Annotated in this window: 15 protein-coding genes; 10 read left to right on the top strand and 5 right to left on the bottom strand. The window is 58.7% G+C overall.

Annotated elements, in window-relative coordinates; genetic code table 11:
* Positions 1-107: 107 nt before the first annotated feature.
* The gene (locus ACP4CD_RS09185) at positions 108-317 is read left to right on the top strand and encodes a heavy-metal-associated domain-containing protein (protein ID WP_064026296.1); all 210 of its coding nucleotides are present in this window, start codon (positions 108-110) and stop codon (positions 315-317) included.
* 86 nt (positions 318-403) lie between these two features.
* Entirely contained in the window at positions 404-2,641 is a 2,238-nt protein-coding gene (locus ACP4CD_RS09180) for a heavy metal translocating P-type ATPase (RefSeq protein WP_313728518.1), read from the top strand.
* Positions 2,642-2,665: 24 nt separating this feature from the next.
* On the opposite strand, the gene ACP4CD_RS09175 is transcribed toward ACP4CD_RS09180, so the two are convergent.
* The 5 genes from ACP4CD_RS09175 to chrA form a co-directional block, all read right to left on the bottom strand.
* Positions 2,666-4,282, bottom strand: coding sequence for a methyl-accepting chemotaxis protein (locus ACP4CD_RS09175; RefSeq protein ID WP_426994333.1), 1,617 nt, complete (start codon positions 4,280-4,282; stop codon positions 2,666-2,668).
* Between the two features lie 95 nt (positions 4,283-4,377).
* On the bottom strand, positions 4,378-4,953 hold the full coding sequence (locus ACP4CD_RS09170; RefSeq protein WP_281022754.1) for a hypothetical protein: 576 nt from the start codon (positions 4,951-4,953) through the stop codon (positions 4,378-4,380).
* An 11-nt stretch (positions 4,954-4,964) separates the two neighbouring features.
* Entirely contained in the window at positions 4,965-5,468 is a 504-nt protein-coding gene (locus ACP4CD_RS09165; RefSeq protein ID WP_313728516.1) for a cytochrome c3 family protein, read from the bottom strand.
* Between the two features lie 2 nt (positions 5,469-5,470).
* The gene (locus tag ACP4CD_RS09160; protein ID WP_426994332.1) at positions 5,471-6,625 is read right to left on the bottom strand and encodes a hypothetical protein; all 1,155 of its coding nucleotides are present in this window, start codon (positions 6,623-6,625) and stop codon (positions 5,471-5,473) included.
* Positions 6,626-7,074: 449 nt separating this feature from the next.
* Positions 7,075-8,658: a chromate efflux transporter gene (chrA, locus tag ACP4CD_RS09155; protein WP_426994331.1), complete on the bottom strand. Its 1,584-nt coding sequence runs from the start codon at positions 8,656-8,658 to the stop codon at positions 7,075-7,077.
* Positions 8,659-9,307: 649 nt separating this feature from the next.
* On the opposite strand from chrA, the gene ACP4CD_RS09150 reads away from it, so the two are divergent.
* From ACP4CD_RS09150 to ACP4CD_RS09115, 8 genes are all read left to right on the top strand, one after another.
* Positions 9,308-12,088, top strand: a complete 2,781-nt coding sequence (locus ACP4CD_RS09150; RefSeq protein ID WP_426994330.1) for a TonB-dependent receptor — start codon at positions 9,308-9,310, stop codon at positions 12,086-12,088.
* Positions 12,089-12,156: 68 nt separating this feature from the next.
* On the top strand, positions 12,157-13,119 hold the full coding sequence (locus ACP4CD_RS09145; RefSeq protein ID WP_426994329.1) for an SMP-30/gluconolactonase/LRE family protein: 963 nt from the start codon (positions 12,157-12,159) through the stop codon (positions 13,117-13,119).
* A gap of 509 nt (positions 13,120-13,628) precedes the next feature.
* Positions 13,629-14,102, top strand: coding sequence for a rhodanese-like domain-containing protein (locus ACP4CD_RS09140; protein WP_426994328.1), 474 nt, complete (start codon positions 13,629-13,631; stop codon positions 14,100-14,102).
* Between the two features lie 84 nt (positions 14,103-14,186).
* A complete protein-coding gene (locus tag ACP4CD_RS09135; protein ID WP_426994327.1) occupies positions 14,187-16,532 on the top strand; it encodes a DUF1549 and DUF1553 domain-containing protein in 2,346 nt (781 codons plus the stop codon).
* Between the two features lie 77 nt (positions 16,533-16,609).
* Positions 16,610-18,073: a DUF1501 domain-containing protein gene (locus ACP4CD_RS09130; RefSeq protein ID WP_426994326.1), complete on the top strand. Its 1,464-nt coding sequence runs from the start codon at positions 16,610-16,612 to the stop codon at positions 18,071-18,073.
* Between the two features lie 112 nt (positions 18,074-18,185).
* Positions 18,186-18,575 carry a hypothetical protein gene (locus tag ACP4CD_RS09125; protein ID WP_426994325.1) on the top strand — a complete coding sequence of 130 codons (390 nt, stop codon included), beginning with the start codon at positions 18,186-18,188 and terminating at the stop codon, positions 18,573-18,575.
* A gap of 27 nt (positions 18,576-18,602) precedes the next feature.
* Positions 18,603-19,178: a peroxiredoxin gene (locus ACP4CD_RS09120; RefSeq protein ID WP_426994324.1), complete on the top strand. Its 576-nt coding sequence runs from the start codon at positions 18,603-18,605 to the stop codon at positions 19,176-19,178.
* A 59-nt stretch (positions 19,179-19,237) separates the two neighbouring features.
* Positions 19,238-19,858 (top strand): c-type cytochrome, encoded by a 621-nt coding sequence (locus ACP4CD_RS09115; RefSeq protein ID WP_426994323.1) that lies wholly within the window; start codon positions 19,238-19,240, stop codon positions 19,856-19,858.
* Positions 19,859-19,862: the final 4 nt, after the last annotated feature.

The following is a 19,862-nucleotide window of genomic DNA, read 5'->3' as shown; positions in this document are numbered from 1 at the left end:
CCCCCGTGCATCCTCTATCATGAAGCTTGGTGGGGTTTTATACACGAGCGTGCCGCGCTCGTCGAGTGACCCGCCGATTCGGATTTCAACAACTTTGGGAGAACTCTATGTCGGAAACAGCGTCTTTAGCGGTAACGGGTATGAAATGCGGCGGTTGCGAGAATAACATCGTCGGAAAACTGTCGGCGGTGCCGGGCGTGATAGCCGTAAAAGCCTCGCATACTGAAAAACGGGTGGACGTCGAGTACGATCCGACCCAGACCGACCTCGATGAAATCGAGGACACCATCGTCGAAGCCGGTTTCAAAGTCGAATAAATCGCGATGCGCGCGTACCTGGCCAAGGTGCCGACCGCCGGTGCCAACGATCAAGTCGCAACAACGGCAAATGCCGGGGATATTCAATGACCACTGACCAAGTTCAAACCGCCGAAACCCGCCTGTCGATTCTGGGCATGCGTTGCGCGGGCTGTATTGCCGCCGTCGAAACCGCGTTGCAACAAGTGCAGGGCGTCGAATCGGTCGCCGTTAATTTCGCCGACCATTCCGCGACCGTCACCGGTGCCGCCGACCATGAAGCGATGAAGCGTTCGCTACGGGAAGCCGGCTACGACGCGGCGGTGATGGAAGGTCTGGAAGACCCGCGCGAGGAGGAAGAGCAGGAAGAACGGCGCTATCGCGATTTGATGAACAAGGCCAAGGTCGCCGGCGCGCTGGGCGTGCCGCTGATGTTGGGTGCCCATATGGACTGGTTTCCGGCGATGGGTACCGCCGCCGGCGCCGACTTTTGGTCCATCGTCGCCTTGCTGACGCTGGCGGTGATGTTTTATTCCGGCGGACATTTTTTCGTCAGCGCGGTGAAGCTGCTGCAAGTTCGGCAAAGCAATATGGACACGCTGATCGCGCTGGGCACCGGCTCGGCCTGGTTGTATTCTTGCGTCGTCATCGATTTTTCCGGGCAATTGCCGTCGTTGTCGGCGCACGCCTACTTCGAAGCCTCGGCGGTGATTTTGGCCTTCATCAATTTGGGCAGTGCCTTGGAAACCCGCGCGCGCGGTAAAACCTCCGCGGCGATACGTGCCCTGATCGGTCTGCAACCGCGAACCGCCCGCGTGGTTCGCGACGGCGCCGAAATCGACGTGCCGATCGAGCAGGTCGGTTTGGGCGAAACCTTGCGGGTCAGGCCCGGCGAAAAAATTCCGGTGGACGGCGTGGTGCTGGAAGGCCATTCCAGCGTCGACGAAGCGATGTTGACCGGCGAGTCGATTCCGGTCGAAAAGCAGGTCGGTTCCAATGTGGCTTCCGGCACGATGAACTTGCACGGCAGCTTTTTGTTCAGCGCCACCCGAATCGGCCGCGATACCGCACTGGCACAGATCATCCAAAGCGTGCGTCAGGCGCAGAACAGCAAGCCGGCCATCGCCAAGCTGGCCGACCGTATTTCGGCGGTATTCGTGCCGACCGTGGTCGGCATTTCCGCGTTCACCTTTTTGGTTTGGCTGATATTCGGACCGGCGCCGTCGCTGGGTTACGCCTTCGTCACGGCGATGACGGTGCTGGTCATCGCCTGCCCGTGCGCGCTGGGTTTGGCCACCCCGATTTCGGTGATGGTCGCGGTCGGCCGCGCCGCGCAAACCGGCATATTGATCCGGCGCGGCGAAGCCTTACAGAGCGCCGGCAACATCAGTTGTTTGGTGCTGGATAAGACCGGTACCGTGACCACCGGCAAGCCGAGTCTGGCCGACGTGGTGGCGTTCGGCGAATACTCGGTCGAGCAAGTGTTGCAGCGTGCGGCCAGCCTGGAATCCGGCTCCGAGCATCCGTTGGCGGCGGCCATTTTGGCCGGCGCGGCCGATCGCGGCTTGACGCTGGATAAAGTCAGACGCTTTCAGGCGGTGGCCGGCCACGGCATCAGCGGCCGGATCGCGGATCGCCTCTGGCTGTTCGGCAACGCCGCGTTGATGGCGGAAAACGGCATTGACGACACGCCCTATCGGGAAAAAATGGCCGAACTGTCGGCCAAGGGACAGACGGCGATGCTGTTGGCCGAAGAGCGGACCGTCGCCGGCATCGTTGCCGTCGCCGACCCGATCAAGGCCGATTCGGCCGAGGCGGTGCGTCGGCTGCAAGCCGCCGGCGTTAGGGTGCTGATGGTGACCGGCGACAACGAAATCACCGCCAAGGCCATCGCCGCGCAAGCCGGTATCGGCGAAGTTCGCGCTCAGGTTTTGCCGCAAGACAAGGCGGCCGTGGTGCAAGCCCTGCAACAGCAAGGGGAAGTGGTCGGCATGGTCGGCGACGGTATCAACGATGCGCCGGCGCTGGCTCAGGCGGATGTCGGTCTGGCGATAGGCACCGGCACCGATGTCGCGATCGAAAGTGCCGACATCGTGTTGTTGCAAGGCTCGCTGCTGAAAGTGCCGGAAGCGATGGCGCTGTCGCGGCTGACCGTCACCAATATCCAGCAAAATCTGTTCGGCGCCTTTATCTACAACACGATAGGCATTCCGGTCGCGGCCGGGTTGTTGTACCCGCTGTTCGGCGTGTTGCTGAACCCGATGATCGCCGGCGCGGCGATGGCAATGTCGTCGGTCACCGTGGTCAGCAACGCCAACCGGCTGCGCTGGATGAAGTTGGAGTAAACCAGGCCGCCGGCCGGCAAGCCGTTACAGCTTGAACTGCGAAATCGTGGTGCGCAGGTTGCCGGAAATCCGCTGCAGGGTACTGGCCTCGCCGGCGGTTTGCTTGGCGTCGTCGGCGGTATTGGCGGTGACTTCGTTGATCGCGATGACGTTTTGATTAATGTGGTCGACGACCAGGGTTTGTTCGCGGACCGCGTTGGAGATGTGGGCGTTCATTTCCGAGATTTGTTCAGCCATCCCGGAAATATTGTCCAGCAATACGCCGGTGTTTTCGATGACGGTGACGGTTTGCTTGGCTTGGTTTTGACTGTCGAACATGGCTTTGACCGCTTCCCTGGAGCCGCCTTGCAAGCGTTCTATCATCGCCTGAATTTCGTGGGTCGAAGCCTGAGTGCGGCTGGCCAGGGTGCGGACTTCATCGGCGACCACCGCGAAGCCGCGTCCTTGCTCGCCGGCCCTGGCGGCTTCGATCGCCGCGTTCAGCGCCAGTAGATTGGTCTGGTCGGCGATGCCCTGAATCACATCCAACACCGAACTGACGTTGACGCAGTCTTGCTCGACGTTGCCGATCACATGGCTGGCACTATCGATGTAGGCCGACAGTGCATGGATGGCTTGCACGGTCTCGGTAACCACGCGCTTGCCGTTGTTGGCGTCGGCGCTGCTTCTTTGCGCGGCTTGGGCGGCGCTGCCGGTGTTGCGGGACACTTCGGCGGCGGTCGATGACAGTTCGATCACCGTGGTAGCCACCTGATCGGTACCCTGTTGCTGTTTGACCATGTCGAGTTGTACCCGTTCGGCCAATTGGCTCAGTCGGCTCGACGAGCCGGTGAGTTGTTCGGATTCCATCGCGACCTGCCGCATCAGCGCGTGCAGCGTCGTTAAAAATTCGTTGAATAATTTGACGATGGTCCCGATCTCGTCCTCTCCGTCGTAGGGAATCCGCCGGGTCAGGTCGCCGCCGCCTTGTTTCAGCGCTTGCAACGACTGCCGCAATGCGGTCAGCGGCGGCTCGATTTTAAAATAGAGCATCAACAAGCAGATCACGACGAACATCAGCAAGGCGATCGAAAACGCGATGCGGGTAGTTCCGTAGTCGGTCAGCGTTTGGCCGAGCAACTGTTTGGAGCGGGCCACTTCGTCGTCTATCTGGGTGCTCAGGGTTTGCAGTTTTTCGGTCAGGCGGGCGGCCGAGTCGTCCAGCCCCGTGCCTGCGGCCTTCATCGTGGCGGTGCCGGCTTCGTTGCCGAACTTGATGTAGTCCCAACCCATTTTGACGCCGGTATCGTGCATGGCCTGGACATGGGTTTTCAATACGTCGATTTGCGGCGATAGATTGGGTTCGATTTGACGGGCTTTTTCCAGATTCTCCAGGGCCGAAGCCAGGTTTTGCTTGGCCTCGGCGAAGCCGTCGTCGGAATGGGTCGCGCCGACGTCCGTCAGAAATTGCTGGATTTGCACGACATGAAAGCGAACGTGCGACAACGCGTCGGACACGTCTTGCTTGCGGGTGGCTTCCGCCAGCGTGCGATCGATCGACTGAAATGCCTGCCACAGCGAAATCACGAAGAGTAGATTGGCTAAAGCCAGTATCGAGGCGATGGCGATCAGATAGGTTTTAATGGATGTCGATTTAAACATTAAGTGGGTAAGTGATTTTGAGTGGGTTAAACGGGTTGTTTCGGCGCACGGCGAGTTCTAAGGTAGCCGATTGCTGAAGGCCGGCCGCATACGACTTATAATTTTTCCAGTTCGTCGGCCAACTTTGCCAGCGAGGCGAGGGCGTCTTGCTGGCTTTTCGACAACGTTTCGGGGTTTTCCGCGACGCAGCGCTCGATTTGCCGGCGTTGCTCGGCAATCAGATGCAGGCGCCGTTCACGGCTGCCGCGCAGTTTACCGACCATGTCGCTGAACGCGCCGGCCAGTTCCTGCAATTGATCGTTTTCCCTCAGCTGAGTGACGGTGTCCAGATTGCCGTCGCCGACTTCCCGGCACAAGGTCTCGAACCGGTACAACGGCCCCGCGATCTTGTGCGACGCGTACAGCACGCCACCGACCGCAATCCCGCCGGCCAGCAAAATAGCCACCACGTTGCCGATCAAAATCGATACGCCCAGGCGCTCGGCAGCGTTGACGATACTGACGTGCGCCGATTGCGCTTGTGCCTGCAAATCGCCGCCGGTCATCCAGTAAATCAGCAGCGCCGAGCATAGGCCGGCCAACAATATCAGCGCGAACACGCCGAGGATGAATCGACCCTGGAACGCTTTTTTAATGAAAACGCGGCTGCGTTTGGATTCGGTGTTGTTCATTTTCGGAAACCTTAGTTGACGTTGTGACAGGTTAGGCAAAGCTCGCCGTCGCTATTGTTGCGGCGTAATAAAAAGCTTTTTTTCAAGCGTTCGGCGTTCATCAGCTTGTCCATGAAACTGTGGCTGGCTTGCGGCCGATCGCTGTCCAACCTGCCGTGGGTGTAATGGCAGGTCAGGCAAGTCATATCGTGTTCTTCGTTCAGAGGCAGGTCGGCCGGTACCGGGAAATCGATATTCAAACCGACTTTATGGCCTTGATTAGGGTTGTGGCATGAGGAACACATCGCCACCCCGTCCTTGGCGAAAGCCGCCAGATCCACCGTGTGATTCTTGGTGGTGAGTATCCCGTCATCCTTGACGTCGGCGGCGGTGTTATGACATTCGCCGCAACCGGATTGCGGCGTTTGCCGGGAGATTTCGTGCGGATTTTCGGCGGCGGTACGGGCGCCGCCGACGAACAGCAGCATCGCTAGGCTGCCGCCAACTACCAAACTTTGTATAAGACGCTTTTTCATGGCTAGAAAGACATCACGATTTGGGCGATACCCAGGCGGCGGTCGAAGTAACGCTCGTAGGTGCGAGTGCCCAACGAATCGTCGTACTCGAACTTGATCCGCAAGTGATCGCTGAATTTGTAATTGAAGCCCAGCGTCAGCATCGACAAATCGTTGACGGCGACGGTACTGCCGTCGAAATCCAAAGCCAGGTCTTGCGACGGCTGCCAGCGGCTATAGCGGGCAAACAGCGTGACCGGCTGCTTGACTAGGCTTTCCAGGTCGGCGGTTAATGTGGAGTGGTAACCCAGTTGGTGGCCCTTGCCGAAAGGGTTTCGATCCGGATTGGGCACGATGTTGCCGCCGCTATCCAAAAATACCTGTTGATGAGCATTCAGCAGCATGAATTCGTTTTGCAAGCGCCACGGACCGTAGCCTACGCTCAAATCCGCACCGTAAACGGTGTTGCGGATGCGATTTTCGCCGTCGAGTTCGCTAAGGTGGGATACGCCGAGTTCGATGCCTTCCGGGTTGGCGCTGTGGATTTTGTAGGTATTTTGCCCCAAGGCCAGACCCAAGCGCCCACCGATCGCGTGACCGTCGTTGGCGTACAGCGCATCGGTCCAGAACACCGAATAATTGAACCCGTCCCAGGCGCCGTAGGACCGAACGCCGTCTGAGTTGTAACCGCCCAACTGCATGCGCGAGGTAGTCAGCGGCGCGGTCACGGTGATCCGGTCCTTGTTGGCGAAGTTTTGGTAATCGTTACCGAAGGGCAAGTCGAAACGGCCGGCTTGAATATGCAGACCCTTGTTGTTGAAGATACGGCCGCGCGGAGGGATGCGGTCGTTAAATAAATGGTAGTCGACCAATGCGACGGCGATGCCGGCCATCGTACTGCCGCCGCTCAATGCACCTGGGCCGCTGTTACCGCAAAAAATCGCGCCCGGCGCGCCGTAATCGGCATTCGACGAATTGCCGCACAGCACCAAGGCCGAGCTGGCACCGAAATGGTCGTCGTGCACATAATCCAAATCCAGTTCCACCGAGCCGACGCTAAAGGTCTGGTCGGTGGAATTGCCGGTCTTGGCGTTGATGTCGAAAAATCCGCTGATTTCCAGGCCGCTGGCCGATGCGGCTTGGCGGAGTTCGCTGACTTTTTTATCCAGAGCCTGCAACTTGCGGGCAACCGAGCCATCGTCGCCGGCGGGCGCCGGCTTAGCGGCCGCAACCGGGGGGGCGGCACTGGTTGCCCTGGTGCGGTGGCGACCGGCGGCGCGCGTTCTTGCTCGAGTTGCTTAATGCGAGCCTCGAGTTGTTCGATCTTTTGATCTTTTTCCTTGAGCATGGTCTGCACAATTCGGCGGATGTGCTCGTCATCGGCTGGAGCCGCGATGGCCGATGTGGGCGCGGCGCTGAGTACTACCACCGATAATAACGATAAACTTCGACGCATATACAGGTTTGAATATCTGAGTTTGGAAATTAACCGGACTGTCATGTCGAAAATCAGCCTAGTCGGTTTTTTTGTGAATACAACCAAGTGATTTGCAGGGAAAATGTGCGCAAAAATTCGCGTGACTTGAGCCGCACGCATGCTTAGTCTCGGTGAATTTAGGAAATCCTCCTAGTTGCGGATATTTTTAGGTGTTAGTCGTTTTCCGCCGGTTTTGACAAGCCAAGCGCGTTGGCAAGACACTCGCGCATATCCGGCGATTGGGAACACTAGTGTCGACGAGGCTCGCCGGCCAATCGGCGCCACCTTTCTGGCTGTAATGCGCTGGCGTGATGCTGGCTTGGAGATTGGGCCGTGCGGGCCGGGTTTGTTTGAAGCCGCTAAGCGTTTAGCTGAAAGCGAAGAGGACAGGCCGGATTCAGCCCCCAGGCATCGCCATCCGGCACCCAGCAGCGCCGCCGCGACAATAACCGGGATGACGCCCAGGCGGTATCGACCGAGCGCCAGTAGTGAAGCCGCACTCAGTGATACCGCAAAGCCGTCGATAGGGCCGTCCCAGCCGTTCGGCCAGCCGACGTGGTAGGCGAAAAATACCGCCAAGTCTACGATGACGCCGACCACGGCGGCAGTGACCGCCGTTAGCGGCGCCGTGAATCCGACATTGCCGTGGCTGGTTTCGATCAGTGGCCCGCCGGCCAGGATGAACAAAAAACTGGGTAGAAAGGTAAAGTAGGTAACGACGGTCGCCGCCAGCGCGCCAGCCGCGAACAAGCGTTCCGGTCCGAATAGCGCCTGGCCCCAACCAGCCACGAAGCCGACAAAGGTATTGACCATGATCAGCGGTCCCGGCGTGGTTTCGCCGAGTGCCAGCGCGTCCATCATTTGTTGAGCGCTCAGCCAGCGAAATTCCTCGACCGCGCCCTGATACACATAGGGTAGAACCGCATAGGCGCCCCCGAACGTCAGCAACGCGGCTTTGGTAAAGAACCAGCCCATTTGCGTCAGCGCGCCGTTCCAGCCGAATAGCAACCACAGCAGCCCCAACGCGCCGGCCCACAGTAAACCGCCGACCGCCGACAGTTTAACCAGGCGCGGCCAACTGAAAAGCGCGTGCGTCGGTATCGGTGTCGCGTCGTCGATCAGCGCCGGACCGAAATCGGCGCGGGGTTTGCCGCGACCGCCGCCGACCGCGAAAACCTGCGGAGCGAGTTTGCTGCCTACCGCGCCAATCAGCGCGGCGCCGATTAGGATCAATGGAAACGGTGCCCGCAGCAAAAAGATCGCGCCGAAGGCGGCGGCGGCCAGTGCCGCTAGCCAGCGGTTTTGCAAAATCCGCGAACCGATCCGGTAAGCAGCAAACCAGACGATCGCGGTGACCGCAGGCTTGACGCCGTAAAGCAAAGCAGTCACCGCCGACAGATCGCCGAAACTCAAATACAACCAGCCCAGAACGATCAGCATCAGCATGGCCGGCAGAAAGAACAAGCTACCGGCGACCAAGGCCCCAGGCGTTTTATGCAGCAGCCAACCCAGATAGGTTGCCAGTTGCTGGGCCTCCGGCCCCGGCAATACCATGCAAAAGTTCAGCGCGTGCAGAAAGCGACGCTCGCTGATCCAGCGGCGCCGCTCGACCAGTTCCCGGTGCATGATCGCGATCTGTCCGGCCGGGCCGCCGAAGCTGATCAAGCCCAGCTTTAGCCAGAATCGGCAGGCTTCGCTAAAACTGGGGTGCGGCGGGGGCAGGGTTGGTGGCATATTCAATTTCCCGAAATAGTTGTTGGCCGAACATCGTTGACGCGCTATCAGCACTAAAGATCGCGGCTGGGGCGAGTTCGTGGCATCCGGTTCGGTGCGGAGCGGAAGCGAACGAGGCCAAGCGGGGTACTCGCTAAAACCATGAAAGAATAGCCGCCTGTCCAATAATTCCCCCCGGCGCGCCGACGAGACACTGGAGCGGCTTCAGCAGCGATGGACGACGGTCACGGATTCGTCGATCGGTAAACCGCACTCCAGCCACTCTCTCGCTACGCGCGTCCGCCATCCTACCTCGAATCGGCGCCCGTTCGACAAGCCGATCCCAGTCCGCTTTGCGGATACGGCAACACCGTGACGACCGGCTGTTGCTGATTAGGCAGCGAGTCAGCAGTTCCTGGCTCGCAGTCAGCAGGCGATCGCCGTGCCCCGCTTTCCGGCAGTGTCTTTACTCGCGGAGTTTGACGGGATTTTCTGTCTTTAACCAATAGAAATCAATTGTTTATCGAGGATGGTGCGGTTGGCGTCGGTCGCTAACCGCATTCATGGCATATCGGTTGCACTACAGGGCTTAGGCCGGTTTGCGCGCCGACGCTGTCGGCCGGGCAAACCGGTTCGAATTTTCGAAATTGACATTCGACTGGGTGAGACAGTGAAACAGTACTTAGATAGCGCCGATGCGCCAGGTGTCGGCCTTCGGGCCGGCGTTCCCAAAACTTTAGGTCGCAACACCTTGTCGGCTTGCGTGAGCTTGGCATTAGCGGGGGCGCCACTGATGGTCGTCTCGGACGCCGACGCCGCGCCGCCGAAAAAGTCGGTCAAAAAAGTCGCCGCGCCCGACAAATCGGTGTCCGATTTGGAAGAGAAAGTAGCCAGACTGACTGCGGAATTGGAAGCGTCCAAACGCCGCGAGCAGGATTTGCTCCGGAAAAATGCCGCGAGCGCCTCGGCGGCGGCCGGTGCGGCCGTCGCGACCGGCGCTGCCGCCGAAGTTGGCGCGGCCGGCGAAGCGGCCGCTCTGGCGGCGGCCGAGCCCGAACCCGAACCCGAACCCGAACCGGTTGTCGACGAAGAAAAACCGAAAAATCTGTCCGAAGTGTCGGTCACCGCTCGACGCAAGGAAGAGAAATTGCAGGAAGTGCCGATTCCGATCGCGGTCATCAACCGGGAAACCCTGGAGCGCGACAACGTGGTGTCGGTGCAGGACTTCTCCCGTCGCGCGCCCAACCTGGGCGTCACGTCCGCCAATGCCAGGCAAACCAGTATTGCCCTGCGCGGTTTGGGGAAAAACAGCGGCAACGAATCGATGGAGTCCAGCGTCGGCGTGATGGTGGACAACGTCTGGCGGGCTTGGGTCGGTTCGGCATGGGCCAACTTCGCCGACCTGGATCAGGTCGAGGTGTTGCGCGGCCCCCAAGGCACCCTGCAAGGCAAGAACAGCAACCTGGGTTTGCTTAACATCACCACCAAGGCGCCGTCGTTCAAGGACAGTTACTACGTCGACGGCTTTGCCGGCGACCGCGATACCTTGCAAGGCAAGTTCGGCGCCACCGGTACGATACTGCCTGGGCTGTTGGCGTACCGGGCAAGCGGTTTTATCGACAAGCGCGACGGTTACATCAAAAATTACGACATTCACCGTAGCGAGGGCGATCTGGGTGAAACCAATGCGTTGGGCGGGCGCTTGCAATTTTTATTGACGCCCAGCGACGTGTTGAGTGCGAAGGTCATCGTCGATAAAACCGCGTCTACCCAAACCATGAGCGTACAGCCGCTAATCGCCGATCCGTCAACTTTCGCAAACGGCGCTTCTAGGGGGACGACGTTTAGCACCCGCTTGGCTCGAAACTGGTTTGACCCGGTGCGCAGCAATGGTCAACCTTTAGCGATCATCGGAGATCCGCGAGCGATGGCGAACAATGAGCGCCGTCAATCGCGCGGTGACGGTTCGGGCGTGTCCGCGGAAATCAACTACGACGCCCTGGGGCATCGCTTTACATCGATTACCGCTTGGCGCGACGCCTTGTTTGAACCGAATCACGACGGAGAGAGCAGTACCGCCGACATTGAGCGTATTAGCGGTTGGACCGTAAAAAACGAACAATGGTCTCAGGAACTGCGCATAAGCTCGAAGGAGAAAGGGCCGATCGATTATCAGGCCGGCGTGTTTGCGATGCGCACCATTGCGGACACGTTTAACCAGCGTTTGTTTGGGAGTGACGCCGGGGCTTTTTATGCTAGCAACTCGCAATACTCAACCTTGAACAGCAATGCGATCGGGCGGCAAATGATGCTGGCGTCCCTTAACAACGTCATGTACCGGCAAAGCGTTGTGCCCGCGACCGACAGTTACGCGGCGTATGGGCAGGTCAACTGGCATGTGACGGACGACGCGACATTGACCGTGGGTTTGCGGGATACCTTTGAACGGCGGGAAAACACCGGTTGGAGCCATCCGATTGGCGGAGTCGACTTAGACGTGCTCGGCGCCCAAATCGGCGCTTCGGCAAATCAGATTGCCGCCGCCAAGGCGGTTCGGAGTGGCCGTTTGGGAACCGAGTGGGATGCGCCGCGCCAAGGATTCGACCAAAACTCGCAAAACTGGCTGGTCAATCCCAGCTACAAAATCAACAAGGATCTGATGGTTTATGGCTCGGTATCGGGAGGCAACAAATCCGGCGCGGCACAATTTAACTTGAACACGGGTAAGGTAGAAAACGTCAATCCGGAGAACGTGATGGATTACGAATTCGGCATCAAGAGCACTTGGCTGGATCGCAAGCTGGTGGCCAACGTCAACTTCTACCAAACCGACATCGAAGGTTTCCAATCGCAATTGGTTATTCCCTGCACGATTGGCGTGGACGGATGCACCACCGGTAACCGAACGACCTTGGGTAACATCAAGGGCATCCAATTGCGCGGTATCGAATTGGAGACCAACTACGATATTACACCGGGCTTGAGCGTGTTCCTGAACGGATCATTCAATAGGGCGATTTATACCGACTTTGCCAACGCCCCGTGTCCGCCGGAAGCAAATTCGGTGATTTGCGACCAAACCGGACGGACCTTGCCGAATGCGCCGACCTTCACCGCCAACTACGGTGTGGACTACCGCGCGCCGTTGACTTTCGGCTTGGGTAACGACTACGGCTTGCAATGGCATGCCTATTTGATCGACAGCTATAAATCGGCGGCTAATTACAACGCCAGTCTGTCGGTGTACGGCAAACAGGCGGCCTACCACGTCACCGACGGCGGTATCGGTATCGGCACCAAGAACGGCAAATATAACTTGGACTTGGTCGGTCGCAACCTCTTCGACACGATTTATTTTACGAACGCCGGAAACTATTCGAGTACCAGCGCCGCAAGTGCCTCTTTTGGGGACGCGCGGTATTACGGCGTGCATTTCCGGGCCAAATTTTAATGCGAGCCGGCCGGGCGGCTTAACGGTCGCCCGGCCGGATGTTTCACTCATATCGATAGAGGAATGTTATGTCAGTCAAGTATTCGACCTTGTTGTTGAGTATCAGCGCTTTGTTGGCGGCCGGCGGCGCGCACGCCGACGACCCGGTGACGCCGGCGATTTCCGGCGTCGCGGCCGGCGGCCTCGTGCTGGAACTAATCAAGGATGGTTTTAACGGTACCGAAGGACCGATAGGGTACAGCGACGGAAGCTTGCTGTTCACCGAGACCAATGCCAATAAAATCGTGCGGATCGGGCCGGACGATAAAGTGTCCACGTTTTTGGAAAACTCCAACGGCGCCAATGGCTTGGCCCTGACCCCGGACGGCAAGATCATCGCCGTGCAAACCAAGGATACCCAGGTCGGCGCGGTTTATCCGGTCAAGGAAAAAACCGTGCTGGCCAAGGATTACCAGGGCGTCAAATTTCAACGGCCCAACGACTTGGTACGCGCCAGCAACGGCGGTATTTATTTCACCGACAGCGGCACCCGGCCGACCAAGGAAAATCCCAATCCGGAACCGTCGCATCCCGGCGTGTTTTATATCAGCCCGGCCGGTGAACTCAAGCAACTGGCCAACGACATCGAGCGGCCCAACGGCATCCAGCTCAGCAAGGACGAAAAGACCTTGTACGTCGCCAATACCCAAGGCGAACACATTCTGGCTTACGACATCGCCGCCGACGGCTCGATTGCCAACCGCCGCAATTTCGCCAAGCTGGAAGGCTGGCAAAAAGGCGAGGACGGCACGTGGTCCAGCGGCGCGGACGGTTTGGCGCTGGATGACGAAGGCCGGCTGTTCGTGGCTTCGAATGCCGGCATTGAGGTGTTAAGTGCCAAGGGCGAAGCGCTGGGTACGATTCCGGTGCCGAAAAAGCCGCAGAATTTGGCCTTCGCCGGCATCAACAAAAATACCTTGTATGTCGTCGGTCGCGGCGCCGCGTACAAGGTGCCGTTATTGACCAAGGGCATTTCCAGCCGGCCCAAATAATAGCGAGCGGAATACGAAATGCCAGGCGGCTGGGGCGGGAGCCGCACGTTACAACGGTTTGGACTTGATCGCCCGGAATAGCCATCCGGTTTTTACGCGCGGCTTTAGCCGCGATCGACAGCGCCTTCAATTTCCGCAAACGCGTGCTCGGAACACATGGGGTTTGGTTTATCGATTTAGGCATCGTGGTGGCCTCTTAACGGGACGAGGAATTTCCTCGGCCCGTTTTTTTGCCTGTCGCTCGCTGCCGACAGCAGCGCCAGCATCGATGCTAGCCGAGCAGCACTGCCTGTTGCCAGGGTGCTGCAAATTCATCAGTCGCTAGCGGAATCTCGTGCAAGATTCGATTTTTCAAAAGAGTTTTACTTTAAAAGTCTTTTATAAACAGTATCTTGAATTGTTTTTGATTCGATATTTCCGATTGGCATACTACTTGCTCTATCACTAGAGAATTAACCCTTGATGCGTCGAACGACGCTTGTTGAAAAATGAAACGAGAAAACACAATCATGAAACGACCCCTCTCATTCGTGCTGTTGGCGATGTTGCTGGCTGCACCGGCTATCGCATCGGCGGCCGAGAAAGACGCGCACGTCCACGCCGATGCCAAACCTGCGGCGCAGGCGCCCAGGCCTTACGAGTATAAAACCCCCAAGCTGAATCGCGCCCAAGTCGATGCCTTACTGGCTAAACCGAGCGAATTGCTGTTCATCGATACCCGCCGCCCGGACGAAATCAGCAAGATCGGTTCGTTTCCGGTTTATCTGAACGTACAGGTCGATGGTATCGAGGCGGCGCTGCCCTTCATTCCCAAGGACAGGTCTATCGTCACGGTATCCAATCACGCCGGCCGCGCCGGCAAGATTGCCGATTTGCTGGCCGCGAAAGGTTTCAAAGTGGTCGGCGCGGTCGGTTCGCAGAATTACGAAGAAGAAGGCGGCAAGATCGTTAGGATCGTGCCGCCGGAACCTAAAACTAACTGATCGTAACCGTGGATTGCCGGAGTGGCGGCGATCCGCGTTATTCCGCACGGGGCGTTCCGGTGCTTGAGTTTTTGGAGTGGTGAAATGAATAAGAAAAAATTAACGATCGCAATCGCCTGGGCCTTGTCCGTGGCGATGGTGGGCGAGGCCGGTGGGGCCGATGAAAAATCCGCCGGCGATGCCGCGCCGGCGGCGCAAGGCAAGGCGAAATTATGGTCGTATCAACCGGTCAAGTCACCGGCAATCCCGGCGGTCCGGCATCAGGATTGGGTCAGGACGCCTATCGATGCCTTCATCCTCGCCAAACAGGAAGAAAAAGGCCTGACCCCGTCGCCGGACACCGATAGAGCCGCCTTTATTCGCCGAGCCACGCTGGACGTGTGGGGCATCATTCCCAGCCCGGAAGACGTGGACGCCTTCGTCAACGACGAATCCGAAAACGCTTACGAAAAGCTGGCCGACCGCTTGCTGGCCTCACCCAAATACGGCGAACGCCAGGGCCGCAAATGGTTGGACTTGGCGCGCTACGCCGATAGTACCGGGTTCCAGAACGATAACGACCGGTTGAACAACTGGCGCTATCGCGATTACGTAATCAATTCATTCAATCAGGACAAGCCTTACAGCCGCTTCATTCAGGAACAGTTGGCCGGCGACGAATTGTGGCCCGGCGACGAACAAGCTCTGATCGCGACCGGCTTCATGGCGCAATTCCCGGACAACTCCAACTCGCGCGACTTGGTGCAACGTAAATACCAAATCACCACCGATATTACCGATACGGTCGGGAAAGTGGTGTTGGGCCAAACCTTGGAATGCGCCCGTTGCCACAACCACAAGTTCGACAAGATCAGTCAGAAAGACTATTTCTCGTTCCAGTCCTTCTTCGCCAACGTGGCCCCGGTGGACAACATTCCGGCCAAGAAAGGCCCGATCGAAGTGGCCTACGACCAGCAATACGCCAAGTGGCAGGAAGCCACCAAGGACATCCGCGCCAAGCAAAAAGCCATTATCGATACCCATCGGGAAGAGGCGCTCAAGTATCACAAGGAACGTTATCTGACCGACTCGCGCGAGGCGATTTTCAAACCCAAGGAAAAATGGACCGCCCAGGACCGCTGGGTCAATCATCGCTTGGCTAACGTCACCAACGAAGCCAGCATGCAATCCTACTTCCAGGAAAAAGGCGAAAGTACCGACGCTAAAACCCGCGATCCGAAGATTGCCGAGCAATGGGCCGAATTGGAGAAGCTGAACAAGGAATTGCGTAAATTCGACGATTTGAAACCGGCGACGTTCTCGAATGAAATTTCGGCGATGACCGAGCTGGGCCATCCGGATGCGCCGCCTAGCTTCGTATTTGCGGTCGGCGACCATGAGAAACCATTGGAAGAGGTGCAGCCGGCGTTCCCGGCGGCGATTACCGACGAAAAACCGGACATCAAACCGTTGCCGTTCTCGTCCGGCCGTCGTTCGGCCTTGGTCAAGTGGATCACCAGCGCCAGCAATCCGCTGACGGCTCGCGTTTACGTGAACCGGATTTGGGATCAGTATTTCGGCAAGGGTATCGTCGCCACCGTCAGCGATTTCGGCAAGGCCGGCGAAAAGCCGATCAACCCTGAACTGCTGGATTATCTGGCCGACAAATTCGTCAAGGACGGTTGGAGCGTCAAGAAACTGCACCGCGAGATTCTGTTGTCCAGCGTCTACCGGCAGTCGTCCGATTACCGCGAAGACGTGCATCAGGCCGATGCCGAAAACCAGTTGCTGGCGGTATTCCCCAGACAGCGTCTGGAAGCCGAACAAGTCCGGGATTCGCTATTGGTCGCTTCCGGCAAGCTGGAGGACAAGGTCGGCGGTCCCAGCGTATATCCGCCGTTGCCGTCGGCGATCAACACCAACTACGGGGTCAACAACGCCAATTTCAACGACAAAATGTGGCGGACTTCGAAGGACGAGAAGGACCATAACCGCCGCAGCTTGTACGTGTTCACCCGCCGCAGCATTCCGTATCCGATTCTGGATTCGTTCAACATGGCGTCGCCGCAGGAAGCCCACAGCAAGCGCGAGGTGACCACCACGCCGTTGCAAGCCTTGACGCTGTACAACAGCGAATTGATCTTCGACTGGTCCAAATCGCTGGCCGGCCGGGTCATCAACGAGGCCGGCGAGAGCGAGGAAGAACGGATTGCCCGACTCTACCAAATCCTGTTTGCCCGCCAGCCGAACGACCAGGAGAAAGAGGAGTTGCAGGCCTTCTTGAACGAACAGGAGGGCGTGATTCGCGCCAAGGCCGCCAACGGTAAATTCGAAGTCAACGTGCCGGCCGGCGTCAAGGATAAACCGATCGGCGACCCGGTGCGGGCTGCCGCCTTCGTGGATTTGGTACACGTGGTCGCCAATTCCAACGAATTCATCTACCGGTTCTAACGATCAGTGCAAGCCTGGGGGCGCCTGTGGTGCCCCGATCAAGCAATTGCCGACAACTAAATTTAAGAGGTTTACCCATGAATAACAAATCGCGACGTGATTTTTTAGTAAAAACCGGTTACGGCCTTGGCGGCTTGGCCGTTAGCGCCTTTTTGCCGGGCGGCGGCGTTATTGCCAGCGCCTTGGCCGAAGACGCCGCTTTGAACGCGCTGACCGGCGGCAACCCGCTGGCGCCGAAAGCGCCGCATTTCCCGGCGAAAGCCAAAACCGTGATCTGGCTGCACATGGCCGGCGCACCCAGTACGCTGGATTTGTACGACTACAAACCGGAGTTGGTGAAACTGGCCGGCACCGGCATACCGGCTTCGTACTTGAAAGGCATCAAGACCAGCACCCAGGGCGGTATTACCAAACTGATCGCGACCAAGCGCACCTGGAAGCAACACGGCCAAAGCGGCGCCTGGTTCTCCGACTGGTTGCCCCATCTGGCCGAGCAAGCCGACGATCTGGCTTTCATCAAATCCAGCGTGACCATCGGCGCGACCCACGATATTTCTATCATGAAAATGAATACCGGCGGTCTGAATCCGGGCCGGCCGACCTTGGGCGCCTGGATTCAATATGCGTTGGGTTCCAACAACCCCAACCTGCCGGCTTACGTGGTGTTGTACAACGACAAGCGCGAGCCGCGCGGCGGCGTTACCAACTGGGAGTCCGGCTTCCTGCCGGCGGTTTACCAAGGCACGCCGTTCCGGCCGGGCAACTCGCCGATTCTGCATTTGAACAATCCGCAATACGTCGTGGATACCGAAAAACGCAAGGCCCTGGATTTGTTGAAACGTTTGAACGAAGCCCATGCCGGCCGCTACCCGACCGATACCGAGCTGCAAGCCCGCACCGAATCTTACGATTTGGCCTACCGGATGCAGGAAACCGCGCCGGAAGCCGTCGATTTCAGCAAGGAATCCGAAGCCACCAAAAAGCTGTACGGCCTGGACGAGGACATCACCAAACCTTACGGCGAATTGCTGCTGCGCGCCAGACGTTTGGCCGAGCGCGGGGTGCGCTTCATTCAAGTGGTGTCCGGTCCGACCGACATCAAAGGCGACAGCCGCGACTGGGACGCGCATCAAAACATCGAAGACAACCATGGCAAGCACAGCAAAATCATCGACAAACCGATCGCCGGTCTGTTGAAGGATTTGAAAGCCAAGGGCATGTTGGACGAAACCCTGGTGGTGTGGACCTCCGAATTCGGCCGCACGCCGTGGAGCGAATCCGGCGACGGCCGCGACCACAATCCCTGGGGTTATACCCAATGGATGGCGGGCGGCGGCGTTAAAGCCGGTTACACCCACGGCGGCACCGACGATCTGGGCGTGCAAGCGATCAAGGGCACCGAAGTCGATACCTACGACCTGCACGCCACGGTACTTAACCAGCTCGGTTTGGACCACTTGAAGCTGATTTACAAATATCAAGGTCGATCCGAAAGGCCGACCGTGGTTTACGGCAAGGTGATTAAGGAGCTGATCGCCTAGGGACGCCGCCGTAGTTCGCTGCCACGCCAGCCGATCGATGCCGCGGGTCCGGTGTGGGACATGCGGCGGCTGGTTCGGGCGGCAGGGATTTTTTAAAGGGGGAATTTTTAGCATGATACGCAAGACCTTGCGGTTACTGGCCTGGACCTGGATCTTGGCGCCGGGAGCCGCGCTCGCCGAAGCCGAATTCGACTTCGAAGAATTGATGAAGGACGTCGAAACCAAGATCCAGAACGTGCAGAACAACATTTCAGCGCAGGATACCGCCACCGCCAGCGCCGAAACCAAACAATTGCAAGAGGCTTTTAAACTGGTGGAAGGCTATTTCGCCAAGCGCGGCGATGCCGCCGATGCGGTGGCCGACGCCCAGGATTACCAAAACAAGGCGGTATCGATCCAACACGCGTTGGGCGTCGGCGATTTGAACAGCGCCGCTAGCGCCGCCAACGACTTTTCCAAACAATGCCGTGGCGCCTGCCACGACAAGTACAAACCACTTTGACCGGAAATCCACTATGAAACCCGTTTTTTGACCGGCCTGGCCTTGGCTTGGCTGTCCGCGCCGGCCCAGGCCGCCCTGCCGGAAGGCCATCCGGCTCCGGCGATCGAGACCCAGGCATCGCAAGCCGGCAAGGCGTTCGCCTACTCGCTGGGCGACGCTTTAAAGAAAGGTCCGGTCGTCGTTTATTTTTATCCATCCGCCTATACCGGCGGCTGCAATATCCAGGCGCACAGCTTCGCGGTGAACCACGACAAATTCGCCGCCGCCGGCGCGACCATTGTTGGCGTGTCGCTGGACAGCATCGAGCGTCTCAACGAATTTTCCGCCGACCCCAATTTCTGCGCCGGCAAGTTTCCGGTGGCGTCAGATGCCGGCGGCGCGATTTCGAAGGCCTACGATTTGGCGGTGCGCGATCCGCAACCCGGCAAGACCGACAGTCGCGGTCAGGCTATCGATCACGGTTTCGCCGAGCGCACCACTTTCGTCGTGACGCCGGACGGCAAGATTGCCGCGACCCTGGGTGGTTTGAAACCCGAAGAAAACGTCGCGCAAGCGCTGGCCACCGTCGAGCGCTTGGCCGGCCAGCGCCACGCCGCCCAGTGAGCGCGGCGCGAAGGCCACGGGAATTTACCGCGAAAACCGCGATTCGTCGGCGCCGCCGTTTGGGCCGACGTTGGCTGGCGCTCGGCGCGATGGCTCTGTTGACCGCCGTGCCGCAGGTTTCGGCCGAGCGGGCCGGCGACGCTGCTGTCGGCCGGCTGACTTCCGAGACCGAGCGCTGTCAGGAATGCCACGGCAGCGAGGGTATCAGCGTCGCCGACAAGATTCCCAACCACGCCGGCCAACCGGCGGATTACCTGGTCAAACAGCTGCGGGATTTTCAATCCGGCGCCAGGCAACACGAGACGATGACGGTGATGGCGGCCGATTTGGCGCCGGCCGACATCGTAGATATCGCTGCGTATTTTTCCGGGCGCCCGGCGCCGGCCGGCACTCTGAACGGCGAGCGATCGGCGGTTAAGATACTGGTCGAACAAGGCGACGACAGTCGCAAGGTTCCGGCCTGCTTCAGTTGCCACGGTCCGGCCGGGAAGGGCCGAGTCGCCGACGGCATCGCCTATCCGCTGCTCGGCGGCCAACGCTTGATTTATCTGCGTTCGCAATTGCGCAATTGGAAGTCCGGCGACCGCCGCAATAGCCCGGACGGGGTGATGAACCGGATTGCCGGCGCATTGAGCGACGACGAAATCGACGGGCTGGCGGCCTATTTGGCGACTTTGTAAAGAT

Origin of the sequence: Methylomonas stagni, assembly GCF_050154735.1 — a bacterium.
GTDB lineage: Bacteria > Pseudomonadota > Gammaproteobacteria > Methylococcales > Methylomonadaceae > Methylomonas > Methylomonas koyamae_A.
The sequence above is the reverse complement of the archived record's forward strand: the minus strand, read 5'-3'. Positions and strand labels throughout refer to the sequence as shown.